The 14599-nt window shown below is 34.4% G+C and carries 14 protein-coding genes and 2 tRNA genes; 7 read left to right on the top strand and 9 right to left on the bottom strand.

The genetic code is table 11. From position 1 onward, the window contains the following. Positions 1-69: 69 nt before the first annotated feature. Complete coding sequence (gene folK, locus SLW70_RS06485; protein WP_320891261.1) at positions 70-579, top strand: 2-amino-4-hydroxy-6-hydroxymethyldihydropteridine diphosphokinase; 510 nt, start codon at positions 70-72, stop codon at positions 577-579. Here folK and SLW70_RS06490 read toward each other — a convergent pair. Both SLW70_RS06490 and SLW70_RS06495 read right to left on the bottom strand, forming a co-directional pair. Then, the gene (locus tag SLW70_RS06490; RefSeq protein WP_320891262.1) at positions 576-1112 is read right to left on the bottom strand and encodes an RNA methyltransferase; all 537 of its coding nucleotides are present in this window, start codon (positions 1110-1112) and stop codon (positions 576-578) included. The two genes, folK and SLW70_RS06490, sit on opposite strands and share 4 nt — an antisense overlap. Positions 1113-1180: 68 nt before the next feature. Further along, entirely contained in the window at positions 1181-1636 is a 456-nt protein-coding gene (locus tag SLW70_RS06495; protein ID WP_320891263.1) for a DUF1573 domain-containing protein, read from the bottom strand. 165 nt (positions 1637-1801) lie between these two features. Here SLW70_RS06495 and mutS point away from each other — a divergent pair, with 165 nt between their 5' ends. The 4 genes from mutS to SLW70_RS06515 all read left to right on the top strand — a co-directional run bounded on the left by mutS (position 1802) and on the right by SLW70_RS06515 (position 5305). After that, positions 1802-4408, top strand: coding sequence for a DNA mismatch repair protein MutS (mutS, locus tag SLW70_RS06500; RefSeq protein ID WP_320891265.1), 2607 nt, complete (start codon positions 1802-1804; stop codon positions 4406-4408). A 145-nt stretch (positions 4409-4553) separates the two neighbouring features. Further along, positions 4554-4626: transfer RNA gene (locus SLW70_RS06505), tRNA-Gly, on the top strand. A 132-nt stretch (positions 4627-4758) separates the two neighbouring features. After that, positions 4759-4844 (top strand) — tRNA-Leu (locus SLW70_RS06510). 113 nt (positions 4845-4957) lie between these two features. Beyond that, a complete protein-coding gene (locus tag SLW70_RS06515) occupies positions 4958-5305 on the top strand; it encodes a DUF1508 domain-containing protein (RefSeq protein WP_320891267.1) in 348 nt (115 codons plus the stop codon). A 150-nt stretch (positions 5306-5455) separates the two neighbouring features. Here the strand turns inward: SLW70_RS06515 and SLW70_RS06520 are convergent, their stop codons facing one another. Both SLW70_RS06520 and SLW70_RS06525 read right to left on the bottom strand, forming a co-directional pair. Then, positions 5456-5659 (bottom strand): hypothetical protein, encoded by a 204-nt coding sequence (locus tag SLW70_RS06520; RefSeq protein ID WP_320891268.1) that lies wholly within the window; start codon positions 5657-5659, stop codon positions 5456-5458. Positions 5660-6041: 382 nt separating this feature from the next. After that, the gene (locus SLW70_RS06525) at positions 6042-7283 is read right to left on the bottom strand and encodes a 3-deoxy-D-manno-octulosonic acid transferase (protein ID WP_320891269.1); all 1242 of its coding nucleotides are present in this window, start codon (positions 7281-7283) and stop codon (positions 6042-6044) included. Positions 7284-7435: 152 nt separating this feature from the next. Between SLW70_RS06525 and SLW70_RS06530 the strand changes: the two genes are divergently transcribed. Next, positions 7436-8566, top strand: coding sequence for a DegT/DnrJ/EryC1/StrS family aminotransferase (locus SLW70_RS06530; protein WP_320891270.1), 1131 nt, complete (start codon positions 7436-7438; stop codon positions 8564-8566). Positions 8567-8626: 60 nt separating this feature from the next. On the opposite strand, the gene SLW70_RS06535 is transcribed toward SLW70_RS06530, so the two are convergent. The 3 genes from SLW70_RS06535 to fabD form a co-directional block, all read right to left on the bottom strand. Continuing rightward, positions 8627-9721: a T9SS type A sorting domain-containing protein gene (locus tag SLW70_RS06535; protein WP_320891271.1), complete on the bottom strand. Its 1095-nt coding sequence runs from the start codon at positions 9719-9721 to the stop codon at positions 8627-8629. Positions 9722-9723: 2 nt separating this feature from the next. Further along, the gene (locus SLW70_RS06540; RefSeq protein ID WP_320891272.1) at positions 9724-10614 is read right to left on the bottom strand and encodes an alpha/beta hydrolase; all 891 of its coding nucleotides are present in this window, start codon (positions 10612-10614) and stop codon (positions 9724-9726) included. A gap of 195 nt (positions 10615-10809) precedes the next feature. Continuing rightward, entirely contained in the window at positions 10810-11685 is an 876-nt protein-coding gene (fabD, locus tag SLW70_RS06545; protein WP_320891273.1) for an ACP S-malonyltransferase, read from the bottom strand. A 450-nt stretch (positions 11686-12135) separates the two neighbouring features. On the opposite strand from fabD, the gene SLW70_RS06550 reads away from it, so the two are divergent. Beyond that, positions 12136-13293 (top strand): IS110 family transposase, encoded by a 1158-nt coding sequence (locus tag SLW70_RS06550; protein ID WP_320890227.1) that lies wholly within the window; start codon positions 12136-12138, stop codon positions 13291-13293. Between the two features lie 83 nt (positions 13294-13376). Here the strand turns inward: SLW70_RS06550 and SLW70_RS06555 are convergent, their stop codons facing one another. Both SLW70_RS06555 and SLW70_RS06560 read right to left on the bottom strand, forming a co-directional pair. Further along, on the bottom strand, positions 13377-13604 hold the full coding sequence (locus tag SLW70_RS06555; RefSeq protein ID WP_320891274.1) for a (4Fe-4S)-binding protein: 228 nt from the start codon (positions 13602-13604) through the stop codon (positions 13377-13379). 196 nt (positions 13605-13800) lie between these two features. Further along, positions 13801-14499 (bottom strand): pseudouridine synthase, encoded by a 699-nt coding sequence (locus SLW70_RS06560; RefSeq protein ID WP_320891275.1) that lies wholly within the window; start codon positions 14497-14499, stop codon positions 13801-13803. Positions 14500-14599 lie beyond the last annotated feature (100 nt).

Consider the following 14599-nt stretch of genomic DNA (forward strand, 5'->3'; position numbering starts at 1 on the left):
GTTTGGCAGGCATACTTTATGCAAATATATTCTTAATTCTAAAATTGTTTTAGTTAATTTGTGCTTAATATGAAACAACAGTACCAAGTTATTTTGTCGTTAGGCACCAATCAAGGAGATAAACTTGAAAACATTTTGCATTGTATTCAGTTAATCACTGAAAGAATAGGAGTAGTTATTCAGGTTTCTAAGTTGTATCAAACACCTTCTTGGGGTTTTGAAAGTGATCCTTTTTATAATTGTGCCTTATCAGTACTTACGACTCATGAGCCAACTCATGTTTTAGAATTGGCTTTAATGATAGAGCAAGAAATGGGGCGTATCAGGAAAGAGCAGCTAGGATATCAAGCTCGTAGTATTGATATCGATTTGATTTTCTTTGAAGACAAAATATTAGATACCGATACCTTACAAATTCCACACCCATTATTACAGGAACGAAAGTTTGTTTTAATGCCTCTTTTGGATTTAGATATTCCTTGGAGACATCCTATTTTAAATCAAACAATGGCTGATTTATTAGAAAACTGTTCTGATGATAGTAATTGTGTGGTGGTTCAGGATATTGTTATACATTAACTAGGCCAATGTAGTTTTTGAAATAAATCCCATACTACAATTCCAGCACTGACTGAGATATTCAATGAATGTTTGGTTCCTAATTGCGGAATTTCGATGCATCCATCACAAAGGGCAACGGCTTCTTGTGAAACTCCGAAAACTTCATTCCCAAAAACAAGTGCATATTTTTGACCTTTTTCTACTTGAAAATCTTGAAGAAAAGTGGCACTTTCAACTTGTTCAATAGCAAGTGTTGTGATGTTTTCTTTTTTTAATTGACTAATGACTTCCAATACATTTTCATGGTGTTCCCAACTAACGGTTTCGGTAGCGCCCAAGGCTGTTTTGTGTATTTCTTTGTTGGGCGGTGTTGCAGTTATTCCACACAAATAGATTTTTTCAATCAAAAAAGCATCGGCTGTTCTAAATACTGAACCAATATTATGTAAACTTCGGATGTCGTCCAAGATTAAAATTAAAGGTGTTTTCTCGGATTTTTTAAAATCTTCAATGGATTTTCTTTCTAGTTCGCTGTTTTCTAGCTTTCTCATTCGTTGGGGATTAATCGTAAAAAAAAAGCTTCCAAAATAAAGGAAGCTTTTTAATTGAATATAAAATTTTAGCTCTTTTTTGCATCATCAGCTAAAACAGTACCTTTGATAGTTAATGTTTTAGTAGCTTGTCCTTCCGCATTTGAAGTAACCGTAACCGTTTTTGTAAAAGGACCTACTCTGTCAGTAGCATATTTTACTCCAATCACTCCTTTTGCTCCAGGTGCAATAGGTTCTTTAGGTGTAGTAGGAACCGTACAACCACATGATCCTTGAGTGTTTGTGATGATTAATGGTTTTGTACCGTTATTTGTAAATACGAATTGGCGATTTCCATCTGAATTATGTGCAATTGTTCCATAATCAATAGTTTCATTTTCAAAAACCATTCCAGCTCCTTCAACTTTAGGAAGTTTTGAAGTAACAGCTGTTTTAGCAGCTTTTAATTTTTTTGAAGTTTCTTGTGCGTTAGAAGTAGTAATTCCAAACACAGTTAATGCGGCAAGTAAAATTATTTTTTTCATTTTTTCCCATTTTTAAATTGATTAACAAAACTAAAGAAAAAATCATGCCAATACCATAAAATTTCCTTAAAACTGACTTTTATTTTTTTAACTAATTCCATTTTCGCTTTTAAATCTATAAATTCGCTCTAATTTCCAATTATTCATAAAATAAACAAATATATTTTGGCAGCAAAAGAAAAAGTAGTAAAAGAAACCCCGTTAATGAAGCAGTACAACGAAATCAAAAGGAAATATCCTGATGCTTGTTTGTTGTTTAGGGTAGGTGATTTTTACGAAACTTTTGGTGAGGATGCGATTAGAGCTTCAAAAATTTTAGGGATTACCTTGACCAAACGCGGTGCAGGTTCTGATAGTGAAACTGCATTGGCAGGTTTTCCGCATCATTCGATAAATACCTATTTGCCTAAATTGGTCAAAGCAGGATTGCGAGTAGCTATTTGTGATCAATTGGAAGACCCTAAGATGACCAAAACCATTGTTAAAAGAGGGGTGACTGAGCTAGTGACGCCTGGAGTTTCGATGAATGATGAGGTTTTGAATTCGAAATCCAATAATTTCTTGGCATCGGTTTATTTTACCAATAAGATGATTGGTGTGTCCTTTTTGGATGTTTCAACAGGAGAGTTTTTGACCGCTCAAGGAAATGCTGAATACATAGATAAGTTGCTGCAAAATTTCAATCCTTCGGAAGTTTTAATTCAAAAAAACAATAAGAATGATTTTAAAGAGAATTTCGGGAATGACTTTCATTGTTTTTATCTCGAAGATTGGATTTACAAAGAAGATTATGCTTTTGAAACCTTAACCAAGCATTTTCAAACCGTTTCCTTAAAAGGATTTGGTGTCGAAGATTTAAAAGAAGGGATTATTGCTTCAGGTGCAATTTTATATTATTTGTCCGAAACCCAACATAATAGAGTTCAGCATATAACTTCAATTCAACGTATAGCCGAAGATGCCTATGTGTGGATGGATCGTTTTACAATTAGAAATTTAGAATTATATCACAGTTACAATCCAAATGCGGTGACCCTTTTGGATGTTATTGATCGCACGCTTTCGCCAATGGGAGGTCGTTTGCTAAAACGTTGGTTGGCTTTGCCTTTAAAGGATGCCAATAAAATTAGAAACCGTCATCAGGTGGTGTCTTATTTGAGAGATAATCAAGAAGTCTTGCAGAAAATGCAGTACCAAATCAAACAAATATCTGATTTGGAGCGATTAATTTCTAAAATTGCAGCAGGTAAAGTATCACCTCGTGAAGTGGTGTATTTAAAAGAATCATTGGATGCTATTATTCCAATAAAAACATTAGCATTAGAAAGTCCACAAGAAGCTGTAAAAGTTATTGGTGACAGCTTTCATAGTTGCGAGTTGTTGCGTGAAAAGATAAAATCAACATTAAATCAAGATGCACCAGTTGCTATTTCAAAAGGAAATGCGATTGCTAAAGGGGTAAGTGCAGAATTAGATGAGTTGCGTGCTATATCAACTTCTGGAAAAGAATTCTTGGAAGGAATTGAGGCAAGGGAATCTCAGCGCACGGGAATTACGTCGTTGAAAATATCCTTTAATAATGTTTTTGGATATTATATCGAAGTTCGAAATACGCATAAAGATAAAGTACCTGCAGAGTGGATTCGTAAGCAAACTTTAGTGAATGCGGAACGTTATATTACAGAAGAGTTAAAAGAATACGAATCTAAGATTTTAGGAGCTGAAGAAAAGATTCAAAAAATCGAATCGGAACTGTTTGAGCAATTAGTGGCTTGGATTACTACCTATATAAAACCAGTGCAGTTGAATGCTAATTTGGTAGCGCAACTGGATTGTTTGTGTTCGTTTACACAATTAGCGATCGAGAATAAATATGTTTGTCCACAATTAGACGAAAGTTTCGAACTTGAAATTCAAAATGGAAGACATCCTGTAATTGAAAAACAATTGCCGGTTGGGACACCTTATATCGCTAATGATGTGTTCTTAGATAGAGAAACGCAACAATTGATTATGATTACTGGTCCTAACATGTCTGGTAAGTCGGCTATTTTACGTCAAACGGCTTTGATTGTGTTATTGGCTCAAATGGGGAGTTTTGTTCCGGCAGATAGCGTTCGAATGGGAATTATCGATAAAATCTTTACTAGAGTAGGAGCGAGTGATAATATCTCGATGGGAGAATCGACTTTTATGGTTGAGATGAATGAAACGGCTTCAATCTTGAATAATTTATCAGATAGGAGTTTGGTGTTGTTGGATGAAATTGGACGTGGTACGAGTACTTATGATGGAATTTCGATTGCTTGGGCTATAGCAGAATATTTGCACGAACATCCGTCCAAGACTAAAACGCTTTTTGCAACCCATTATCATGAGTTGAATGAGATGAATGAATTGTTGCCAAGAATTCAAAATTACAATGTTTCGGTAAAGGAGTTGAAGGATTCTGTGTTGTTTATTCGAAAGCTAGTTAAAGGAGGAAGTGCGCATAGTTTTGGAATTCATGTGGCGAAAATGGCTGGGATGCCTCAAATTGTGATTCAAAAAGCACAGAAACTCTTAAAGAAGCTAGAAAAAGATCATTCAAGCGATGCTTTAAACGGAATAAAATCAGAGAAAGATGAGATGCAAATGAGTTTTTTCAATCTTGATGATCCATTGTTAGAAGAAATAAAAGAGGAAATATTAAATTTAGATATTAATACGGTAACCCCTGTGGAGGCTTTGATGAAGCTAAATGAGATAAAAAGAATGCTGACTCGAAAATAATTTTATATTTAAAGTTTAGGTTATCAGAAGGTTATAAAATAATTCAAAAAAAGTTTCAAAAAGCCCTTGTTTTATTCAATAAATGTCCTAAATTTGCATCCGCAATACAGAACAAGTATCGCGGTTCTTTTTAAGAATTGAAAATGCGAAAATAGCTCAGTTGGTAGAGCGCGACCTTGCCAAGGTCGAGGTCGCGGGTTCGAGCCCCGTTTTTCGCTCAAAAGCGTAAAAAGCTCGAAAGATTTTGTTTTTTAAAATTAAACAGTATCTTTGAAAAATATAACGCTCGTATGGGTTTGGTTTAATTAATTTTTTATAAAAATTTAAAAATCATTCTTTTAAAGCGTAACGCTCGGATGGTGAAATTGGTAGACACGCTGGACTTAAAATCCAGTGAACAGCAATGTTCGTGCGGGTTCAAGTCCCGCTCTGAGTACTAAAGCCTCTTCTTTTGAAGAGGCTTTTTTTTGTTTATAACTATATGGTTTTTCGTATGGTGAAAATTGTTAAAGATTGTATTTTTAAATTTTTAAATAGGAATATAGAGATATGGGATCTTTTGTGATTAGTAAGCGATTTAGTGGTGATTATAAGTTTGAATATACTTCTAGGAAGGGAAAGCCTATTTTCACGAGTAATACGTATGAATTACGAATGGATTGCGAAGCGGATGCGGAGTTGTTGCGTTCGTTGTTTGATAAGTGTTCTTTTGTGAAGTTTAAGACTTCAAAAGGGAAGTTCTTTTTTAGGGTAGTATTGAATGATGCTGTAGTGGCTACTAGTAGAAAGTATTCTACTGCGTTGATGACGCAAAAAGGAATTGATGAAATTGTAAAATATGGCTCTAGGGCAGAGATATTAGACTTTGCCGCTAGTGAGGTTATTTTTGATGATTAGCTTGGTGATTCTTGCTAAAAACGATTAAGGTCTTGATGTGAAAATGTTAAGGCTTTTTTTGTGCAATTTTGGGTTGAGGTAAAAAAAAGATAAGGTATAAAAAAAGCCATCCTAAGGATGGCTTTGATTTTGTCTAGAATAAATTCTTGATTAGTGAGCAGCAGGAGCTTCAGCAGCAGGAGCTTCAGCAGCAGCAGAATCAACAGCTACAGCAGCAGTATCAACAGCTACAGTATCAACAGCAACAGCAGTTGAATCAACAGCTACAACTTCTTCAGCAGCAGCGTCAGCTTTTTTACAAGATACAACAGTTAAAACAGCAACTACAGCTAAACTTAAAAATACTTTTTTCATCTTACTTTAATATAAAAGGTTAATTATTAATTCGGAGCAAAGATATAAAATTTTTGATATGTAAATTATTTTTTCAATTTTTTTTTAAAAATATTATTCGATTTATGTTTTTGTCAGTATTTATAGGGGGTAGATAGGTAGTGTTGATAAGGCTTTTGAAGAATATTATTTTTTTTAGATTTTTAATCGTTTGATATTAAAAGCATTGTGTGGTTTTTAAATAAAGCTAGCTTTTGAATGTTTTTCCCTTTATTTGTTGTTTTTTGGGCAGAGAAAGGTGTGGTAACTTTTAAATGAAAACTACTAAATCTGTTTTCTATTTACGGATTATTTGGTAAAAACATATATAATAGACTTAAGATAATTACTAGTCGATACTTCTTTAATTTGTGCCTTTTAAAATATGTTCCATAATAGTATTTGTGGCTCCTTTATTTGTGAACACAAAGTCACTACAAATTAGTCCTTTTTCTTTTTGCGAATTGGAGTTTGTTATGAGATTGTCAAAAGTTGTTTCTAGTTCTACTAGGTTTGAAATAGAGATACATCCTCCTAAATCAACTAATGTTGTTGCTTCTGCAAAGTGTGAATAGTTGCTTCCAATTACTATAGGGACACCAAAAGTAGCTGGTTCTAAAATATTATGAACACCTGGGTTTCCAAAGCCACCACCCACGTATGCAATGTTAGCATAGCTATATATTTTAGTTAGAATTCCAATCGTGTCGATAATGAAAACATCATAATCGGCTAGGGTTTTGCCTTCCATCTCTGAAAACAAAACGGTTTTCTTCGATAATCCATTTTTCAATTGTGCTATTTGTTCGGGTTTTATGTTGTGTGGTGCAATGATGAATTTAATCTTTTGATTGGTTGTATTAATGTAGTTAACAAGTAATTCTTCGTCTTTGGGCCAAGAACTGCCTATTACAATGGTTGTAGTATTGTTTTTAAATTGTGCTATAAAATCCAAAGTATTGTTTTTTTCTAAAATAGCGACTACTCGATCAAAACGTGTATCTCCCGAAACAATTACATTTGTTTTTTCTAATTGTTGAACAAGTTCTTTAGATTTTTCGTTTTGAACGAAGAAATAAGTGAAGGTATTTAGTGCTTTTCTGTAAAATTCACCATACCATTTAAAGAATAATTGGTTCTCACGAAAGATGCCAGATATTAAATAGGTTGGGGTGTTATTCATCTTTAAAACGGCTAAATAATTAATCCAAAATTCATATTTAATAAAAAACACCATTTCAGGATGCGTTAAAGCGATAAAACGTTTCGCATTTTTTTTAGTATCCAAAGGTAGATAAACAGTGATGTCGGCAACGGTATTGTTTTTTCGAACTTCAAAACCAGAAGGAGAGAAGAACGTTAGGATTATTTTATGAGATGGGAATTCTGATTTTATTTTTTCCATCACAGGTAGTCCTTGTTCGTATTCACCTAAAGAAGCGGCGTGGAACCAAATGGTTTTATCTGAGGATTTTATATTTTTAGAAAGTGTATCAAAAACGGTTGTCCTTCCTGATACAAAAAGTTTTATTTTAGGATTAAATAGGGCGATAAGTTTTAGAATAAATTCAGCTAGATAAAGGGTGAAATTGTATAGAAAGCGCATCGGTCTGTTTTTTGGGGCTAAAATACATTTTCTTTGGTTTAAATGTGTTGGTTTGAAACCAATAATACCTATTTTTGTTTTCTTTTTATGAAAGAAGCGTCTTTATGAGCAACAAATAATCGACATCTTTCTAATTATAAATTTCTGGATAAATGAAGAAAATTCAAATGGTTGACTTAAAAAGTCAATACGATAAAATCGCTACAACAGTTAATGCTTCTATTCAAGAAGTTTTGGATACAAACACCTATATAAACGGGCCTCAAGTGCATCAATTTCAAAAATCATTAGAAGATTATTTGGGAGTAAAACATGTTATTCCTTGTGCTAATGGAACTGATGCTTTGCAAATCGCCATGATGGGATTAGGTTTAAAGCCTGGTGATGAAGTTATCACTGCTGATTTTACTTTTGCAGCTACAGTTGAGGTAATTGCTTTGTTGCAGTTGACTCCAGTTTTAGTGGATGTGGATATGCATAATATGAATATTTCTATCGAAAGGATAAAACAAGCAATTACTCCAAAGACCAAGGCTATTGTCCCAGTGCATTTATTTGGTCGTGCGGCCAATATGGATGCGATAATGGAATTAGCGGCAGCTCATAATTTGTTTGTTATTGAAGACAATGCACAAGCTATTGGGGCCGATTTTATTTCAACTACGGGTGCCAAAAGTAAAGTAGGAACAATTGGTCATGTGGGGGCTACCTCTTTCTTTCCATCAAAAAATTTAGGTTGTTATGGTGATGGTGGTGCTATTTTTACTAATGATGATGCTCTAGCACATACTATTCGTGGAATAGTAAATCACGGAATGTACGAGCGTTACCACCATGATGTGGTAGGGGTGAATTCTCGTTTGGATAGTGTTCAAGCGGCTGTTTTAAATGCAAAATTACCTTTGTTGAATGAGTATAACCATGCGCGTCGTGAAGCAGCAGCTAAATACAATACTGCACTTTCGGCACATACAAAGATTGTTACTCCTTCATTTGATTTTGACCAAAATAATCATGTTTTTCATCAATATGTGTTGCGTATTATTAATGCTGACAGAGATGGATTAATGAAACATTTGCTAGACAAAGGGATACCATGTGCAATCTATTATCCAATTCCGTTACACTCTCAAAAAGCATATTTGGATTCAAGGTACAAAGAGGAAGATTTTCCAGTTACGAATCAGTTGGTAAACGAAGTTATTGCTTTGCCTATGCATACGGAACTAGAAGATGAACAAATCCAGTTTATTACAGATAGTGTATTGGAGTTCTTGAAATAAAAAGATTTTAATATAAATTAAAAGCCTCGAAATTAACTAATGTTGTTTTCGAGGCTTTTGTTATTTTTTCAGGAATTGAATTGTTTTTGCTTTTACCTTTCCTTGGTATAATTGAATGAAGTAAGATCCTGGTTTTAGAAAAGAAACATCAACTTTGTCCATTTTTATTTTTTCATAAATTAATACTTTTCCAGTAGGTTCAATAATTTTATAGGCATCCAGTTTATTGAGTATTGATTCTGTGAAAGATAAATATTCATTAACAGGATTTGGAAATATATTTACATTCTTAAATGCATTTTCAAATTCATCTACGCCTAATGATGGTAGTTCTTGAATGCTAAAATCTGCGAATAACATGCTTTCATCACGTAATGCAGATTGTGTCGCAATACTTCTATAAATACCCCATTTAGGTCTTGCAAAAGTATTGTCTGGTCTGAAGGTGATCAGTGTGTTGTCACTATAAGTTGCCAAAATAGAATTATCACTTATTTTTTTTATTACAAAGTCGTAAGTACTTGTAGCGGCCGATCCATAAGTTATTGTTTCGGTTGCTTCGACCCAATGCCCTTCAAAAGCAGCCATTTCTAAATTTAAGAGTTTAGTAGCGGAGGAGGTTGCTGGGGGGTAATAATTAAGTTCTAATTTGCTTGTCGCTCCTGAGCTGGTTGCTTTTCGTAAGGTAATAGCAAAAATGGGATTGCTTTCATCGCCGCCCACAGCTTTTATCTGGTGGATATGAGTGAAATTTGAGGAAGGTTGAAACCCTACAGGGATTCTAAACTTCCATTTGTATTGTACAATTTCACCTAATGTGCCTTTTAGATTCGCAGGTGAGGGACTGTAAGTTTTAATTTCGTTACGTTGACGATCTGTTGATGTTGTTGAAATATCATTGTCGGGAGTGACGTGAATGCTAAATTCAAAAACATCTTTGTTTAGTTGTGAGTCAAATTTTTGAGTAATATGACGCATATTGTTATGAATAGCATCGGGTACTTCTATGGCGTCATTTCCAGGGGCCAAAACACTATTGATATGAGCATAGGTGTCTTTGGACGTGTCGGCACTGAGTACGGTTTGTCCATAACTAAGAATAGGAAAACTTAAAAGTAGAGTTAGAACAGTTTTTATAGTTGGTGTGGTTTTCATTGTTAATTAATTATATTGATATCAGTCAAGAATTTTATCATGGCTTTATAAATCTCATCATTTTTTTCTTTTTCAAATTTGCCATGAACACCGCCTGGTACGGTTATGAATTCGGATTTCACTCCCATTTCTTGTAGTTTTTTATATAAGTCAACAGATTGTTGGTAAGGAACGGTTGGGTCGGCATCACCATGAACTATAAAAGTAGGAGGGCTGTTTTTAGTAACATAGTGAATTGGTGAAACGGATTGTATGAAACTTTTATCAGTTACTTTATCCCCTAGCCATTGTAAGGCCGATTTGCTTTTTAGCTTTCCAAAAGACCAATCGGATACATCTGTAATTCCGTATTTGTCAATGATAGCGGCTACTTTTACATTGGGAGTTCCTTTGCAATTGGTGTCAAAACGGGAGTCATTTGCTAAGAGTCCACCCATTAATGCCAAATGTCCACCAGCACTTCCACCCATGATAACAATTTTGTCGGTGTCGATGTTGAGTTCTTTGGCGTGTTGAATTAGATAAATAAGCATGCATCGGGTATCTTCGACAGCAGCGGGTGCAGTGGCTTGTTGGGATAAGCGGTATTCCATATTGGCTACGGCAAAACCTGCTTTAAAAAATGTATTGTAGCCTGTTTGAGATTCTTTGACGCCTTTGTTCCATCCACCACCGTGAATATTAATGACAATAGGTGTGGGTTTTGGTGTATTAAGGTTAAAGTATAAATCAGCTCTACCTTCCCAGTCGCCTACTTTGGTGTAGATAACGTCAATTTTTGCAGTATGCGTTTTAGGATACTCAACTGGTTTGTAAGTGGTGCTTTCGTCTGTTTGTGAGAATCCAGTCAGAGTTAAGCATAGAAATATTATAGTTAAAATCAATTTATTCATAATAGTGAATTTTTATTATTTGGAAAACCAAATTGGGAAACCAAATATAATTACTTTTTTAGGATATAAATAATTTCAACCGAAATATCTTAAAAACGAGAAGTTTAGATAAGAAAAAGTCCTCATAAACAACTTGTTTATGAGGACTCTATTTGTTGTTACAACTGAAAACTGCGACTTGAAACGGAATACTAATTATGCATTCGCGGTCGCTGCCTCTTTATTAATTTTTCCAATTAATCCAGCCAAAACTTTTCCAGGACCTACTTCAGTAAATAAAGTCGCTCCATCAGCAATCATTTGTTGAACGGATTGTGTCCATTTTACTGGAGCCGTCAACTGAATGATTAAGTTTTTCTTGATTTCGTTAGCGTCAGACACTGCCGATGCTGTCACGTTTTGATATACTGGGCAAATAGGAGTAGAAAAGGTAGTCGCTTCTATTGCAGCTGCTAATTCCTCCCGTGCAGGTTCCATCATAGGCGAGTGAAAAGCACCACCAACCGGTAGTAATAAAGCGCGTTTGGCACCCGCTTCTTTCATTTTTTCACAAGCTAATTCTACCGCTTTAAATTCTCCTGAAATTACTAATTGACCAGGGCAGTTGTAGTTTGCTGCAACAACAACTCCGTCAACTGAAGCACAAACCTCCTCCACAATGTTGTCTGCTAACCCTAAAACAGCAGCCATCGTTGATGGCTTGATTTCGCAGGCTTTTTGCATGGCTAAAGCACGTTGTGAGACTAGTTTCAAGCCGTCTTCAAAACTCAAAGCACCATTGGCTACTAAAGCAGAGAATTCTCCTAATGAGTGACCTGCCACCATTTCTGGTTTAAAGTCGTCACCTAGTGTTTTGGCTAATATTACCGAATGCAAGAACACTGCTGGTTGGGTAACTTTGGTTTCTTTCAATTCCTCAGCAGTACCCTCAAACATGATGTCTGTGATTCTGAAACCCAATATTTCATTTGCTTTTTCGAATAAATCTTTGGCCAAAGCCGAGTTCTCGTACAAGTCTTTTCCCATACCTGTAAATTGTGCTCCTTGACCAGGAAATACGTATGCCTTCATCTTTTAAAGTTTAAAGTTTAAGATTTTAAATTCTGAATTGTTTGAATGTAAAACCGTGGGCAAAAATACTATTTTTTTTAATAGTAACTAAAATTGGGTTTAGGAGCATAAACCTAGTACATTTAATAACGCCTCGTCCCGCTCTCGCCTTTATCTCTTCGCTCCGCTACGAGGATATCGGCTCCATCGGGGCTCATATCTTTGTTATAGTTACAAAATGATAAAATACGTATCTTTAAAATAGTAATAATTGATAAACAAAATGAAGTTGCAAAATTCTATCGGGGCCAGATACGTTTAATACGATATTGTAAGCTAGGTTAATCAACTTCATTTTAATTACATTTCAAGTCGCAATAGTACTTAAGCACTAGGTTTTTAATTTAGATGCAGTATAACTAATGAGCCAAGACCCATGTAGTTTTTTGTTTATCTAAAAATCAAAAAGTTATGATTTTAAAGTATTCTGTGGGATTAGATGTTTCTAGTAGCAAAATTGATGGATCAATTTGTGTCATTGATGAGAACCAACAAGTTCAGTTTAAGTCTAAAATAACCTTTAACAACACTGTTTCTGGTTTTGAAAGTTTAGACTCTTGGATAACAAAATGGCATAAAGAGATGGATTTGCCTTTGGTTGTTTGTATGGAAGCCACAGGTGTCTATCATGAAAATTGTGCGTTATATTTATTTGAAAAAGGATATAAACTATCTATAGTTTTACCTAATAAGGCAAAGAAATACTTAGAATGTTTGGGTTTAAAATCTAAGAATGATAGTATTGACGCTAGAGGATTGGCACAAATGGGAGCTGAACAATGCTTAAGCCTTTGGGAGCCATTAGGACGCTACTATTATGAATTACGTCACTACACCAGACAGCATCAAAATATACAAGAATTAAAAACGGTCATAAGTAATCAAATCCATGCATTAGAACACTCGATGTATCGTTCCGATTTATTGATTGATCAACTTAAAAGCACTATAACTCTGTTTGATGCTCAGTTGAAAGAATTAGATAAAAAAATGAAATTACATCTTAAATCTGATGCTGTAGTTTATAATAAATGCTTAAATATCTTGGCAATTAAAGGAATAGGATACTTAACTATAGCAACTCTAATAGCAGAAACTAATGGTTTTGAGCTATTTAAAAACTATAAGCAATTAGTTTCTTATGCTGGTTATGATGTTGTTGAAGCTCAATCAGGAACTAGGGTTGGAAAGACTAAGATATCTAAAAAAGGGAATTCAAGAATAAGAAGAGCTCTTCATATGCCGTCTTTAATAGTTATAACATGTAAAGAAAAACCGTTTTTAGATTTGTATAATAGGACTTTTGAAAAACACGCCATAAAAATGAAAAGTTATGTAGCGGTACAGAAAAAATTATTAGTAATGGTCTATCATTTGTGGAAGAAAAATAAACGATACGATACTAATTATCGAATAAATATTCAAGAAAAGGAACAGGAGCTTTCTTCTCTGCTTGCCTTTGAAAAAGGCACAAACGCAAAAATGGATAAAAAAATTAGCCCCAAACAAGTTGAGGCTAAACAAGGTAAACATTCAACGAAAAATCGCAGTATGCTTCCTCTCTGCTAAAACAAATATATTGAAAAATTAATCAAAATAAATTAGGTTTTAAAGATAGTACCTATGAATCACGAGTGGTATTTTAAAGAAAATTATTTATCGTTTTTGTAAAATGAAAGTGCTCCTGAAGGGCATTTTTGCACCGTTTCAATGATTTTTTCGGTTGCCGAAGCATTGATTTTAATCCAAGGAGTTTCTTTAGGTTGGAAAACGTCAGGATTGTTGCGGACACAATTCCCAGAGTGAATGCATTTCCCAGATTGCCATACGACGGTTACTTCTCCGTTGGTATATTCTTTTTTAATGTCTTTTGAATTCATGATTTGTAGTTTTGGTTAATGGTTTGTTTTTTAGCGTTTTAAGCGCAAACTAAGTTCGGGATATAAAATAAGAATTGCAAGTTTTGGTGTCGCTAGGCGAAAAATAAATCCATAAAAAAAGCTCCATATTTCTATGAAGCTTTTCTAGTGGCGGGAGATGTTGAAATAACTACCTTCTTTTTTGAGGATTATTATTCTATTTATATGTGCTCAAATCTAGATTAAGAATAGTGCCTACTCTGCTAAACTCTTCATTAATCTTTGCATTCAAGATGAGTTGTTCGTTATTTATAGGATGGTTAAAAATTAACTGATGTGCATGAAGCATCATTCCTTTTAGGTCATAATTCTCCAGCCATAATTTATTTTGTTTGTTGCAACCATGTGGGCGACTTCCTAGAATAGGATGAAAAATATGTTTGAAATGTTTCCGTAATTGATGCATACGACCTGTTTCAGGAATCGCTTCTACCAAACAATATCGTGACGTTGGTTTGCTGTTGAATTCTAGTTCGATTTCAGTATTTTGCAAACGATGAAAGTAGGTTATTGCATTTTGTTTAATATCATCATCATTGGTTAGATCATAATCTATCGTTAGTTCTTCGGGTGACCAACCACGTAAAATGGCTAAATACTTTTTTTCGACTTCGCGTGTGGCAAAACGATCATTCATAATTTTTAAAACCTCTTTATCCAATGCAAATAACAAAACACCAGATGTTTTGCGATCTAACCGATGAATAGGGTATACGTGTTGTCCACCTATTTGATTTCTCAATTCTTGGATGGCATACACTTTGGCGTCGCGCGCATAAAATGATTTGTGAACCAATAATCCGCTTGGTTTATTAATGGCAATAATATATTCGTCTTGGTATAGAATTTCTAACATTTGGCAAAAGTAAAAGATACGTTAACAATTAATTGTATTCTTTTTTTATATAATCCTCAACTTTATAAATTGATCCATAAAAGTCCTAACTGCATAGCAA

It is taken from the genome of Flavobacterium sp. NG2, from assembly GCF_034119845.1.
GTDB lineage: Bacteria > Bacteroidota > Bacteroidia > Flavobacteriales > Flavobacteriaceae > Flavobacterium.

What these genes read in the sequence shown, in the direction of transcription:
- SLW70_RS06540 (WP_320891272.1), bottom strand. Translation starts at nt 10,614, where the DNA reads ATGAATAAATTGATTTTAACTATAATATTTCTATGCTTAACTCTGACT.
- SLW70_RS06515 (WP_320891267.1), top strand. Translation starts at nt 4,958, where the DNA reads ATGGGATCTTTTGTGATTAGTAAGCGATTTAGTGGTGATTATAAGTTT.
- SLW70_RS06520 (WP_320891268.1), bottom strand. Translation starts at nt 5,659, where the DNA reads ATGAAAAAAGTATTTTTAAGTTTAGCTGTAGTTGCTGTTTTAACTGTT.
- SLW70_RS06560 (WP_320891275.1), bottom strand. Translation starts at nt 14,499, where the DNA reads ATGTTAGAAATTCTATACCAAGACGAATATATTATTGCCATTAATAAA.
- SLW70_RS06495 (WP_320891263.1), bottom strand. Translation starts at nt 1,636, where the DNA reads ATGAAAAAAATAATTTTACTTGCCGCATTAACTGTGTTTGGAATTACT.
- folK (WP_320891261.1), top strand. Translation starts at nt 70, where the DNA reads ATGAAACAACAGTACCAAGTTATTTTGTCGTTAGGCACCAATCAAGGA.
- SLW70_RS06530 (WP_320891270.1), top strand. Translation starts at nt 7,436, where the DNA reads ATGAAGAAAATTCAAATGGTTGACTTAAAAAGTCAATACGATAAAATC.
- SLW70_RS06555 (WP_320891274.1), bottom strand. Translation starts at nt 13,604, where the DNA reads ATGAATTCAAAAGACATTAAAAAAGAATATACCAACGGAGAAGTAACC.
- SLW70_RS06550 (WP_320890227.1), top strand. Translation starts at nt 12,136, where the DNA reads ATGATTTTAAAGTATTCTGTGGGATTAGATGTTTCTAGTAGCAAAATT.
- fabD (WP_320891273.1), bottom strand. Translation starts at nt 11,685, where the DNA reads ATGAAGGCATACGTATTTCCTGGTCAAGGAGCACAATTTACAGGTATG.
- SLW70_RS06535 (WP_320891271.1), bottom strand. Translation starts at nt 9,721, where the DNA reads ATGAAAACCACACCAACTATAAAAACTGTTCTAACTCTACTTTTAAGT.
- SLW70_RS06490 (WP_320891262.1), bottom strand. Translation starts at nt 1,112, where the DNA reads ATGAGAAAGCTAGAAAACAGCGAACTAGAAAGAAAATCCATTGAAGAT.
- SLW70_RS06525 (WP_320891269.1), bottom strand. Translation starts at nt 7,283, where the DNA reads ATGCGCTTTCTATACAATTTCACCCTTTATCTAGCTGAATTTATTCTA.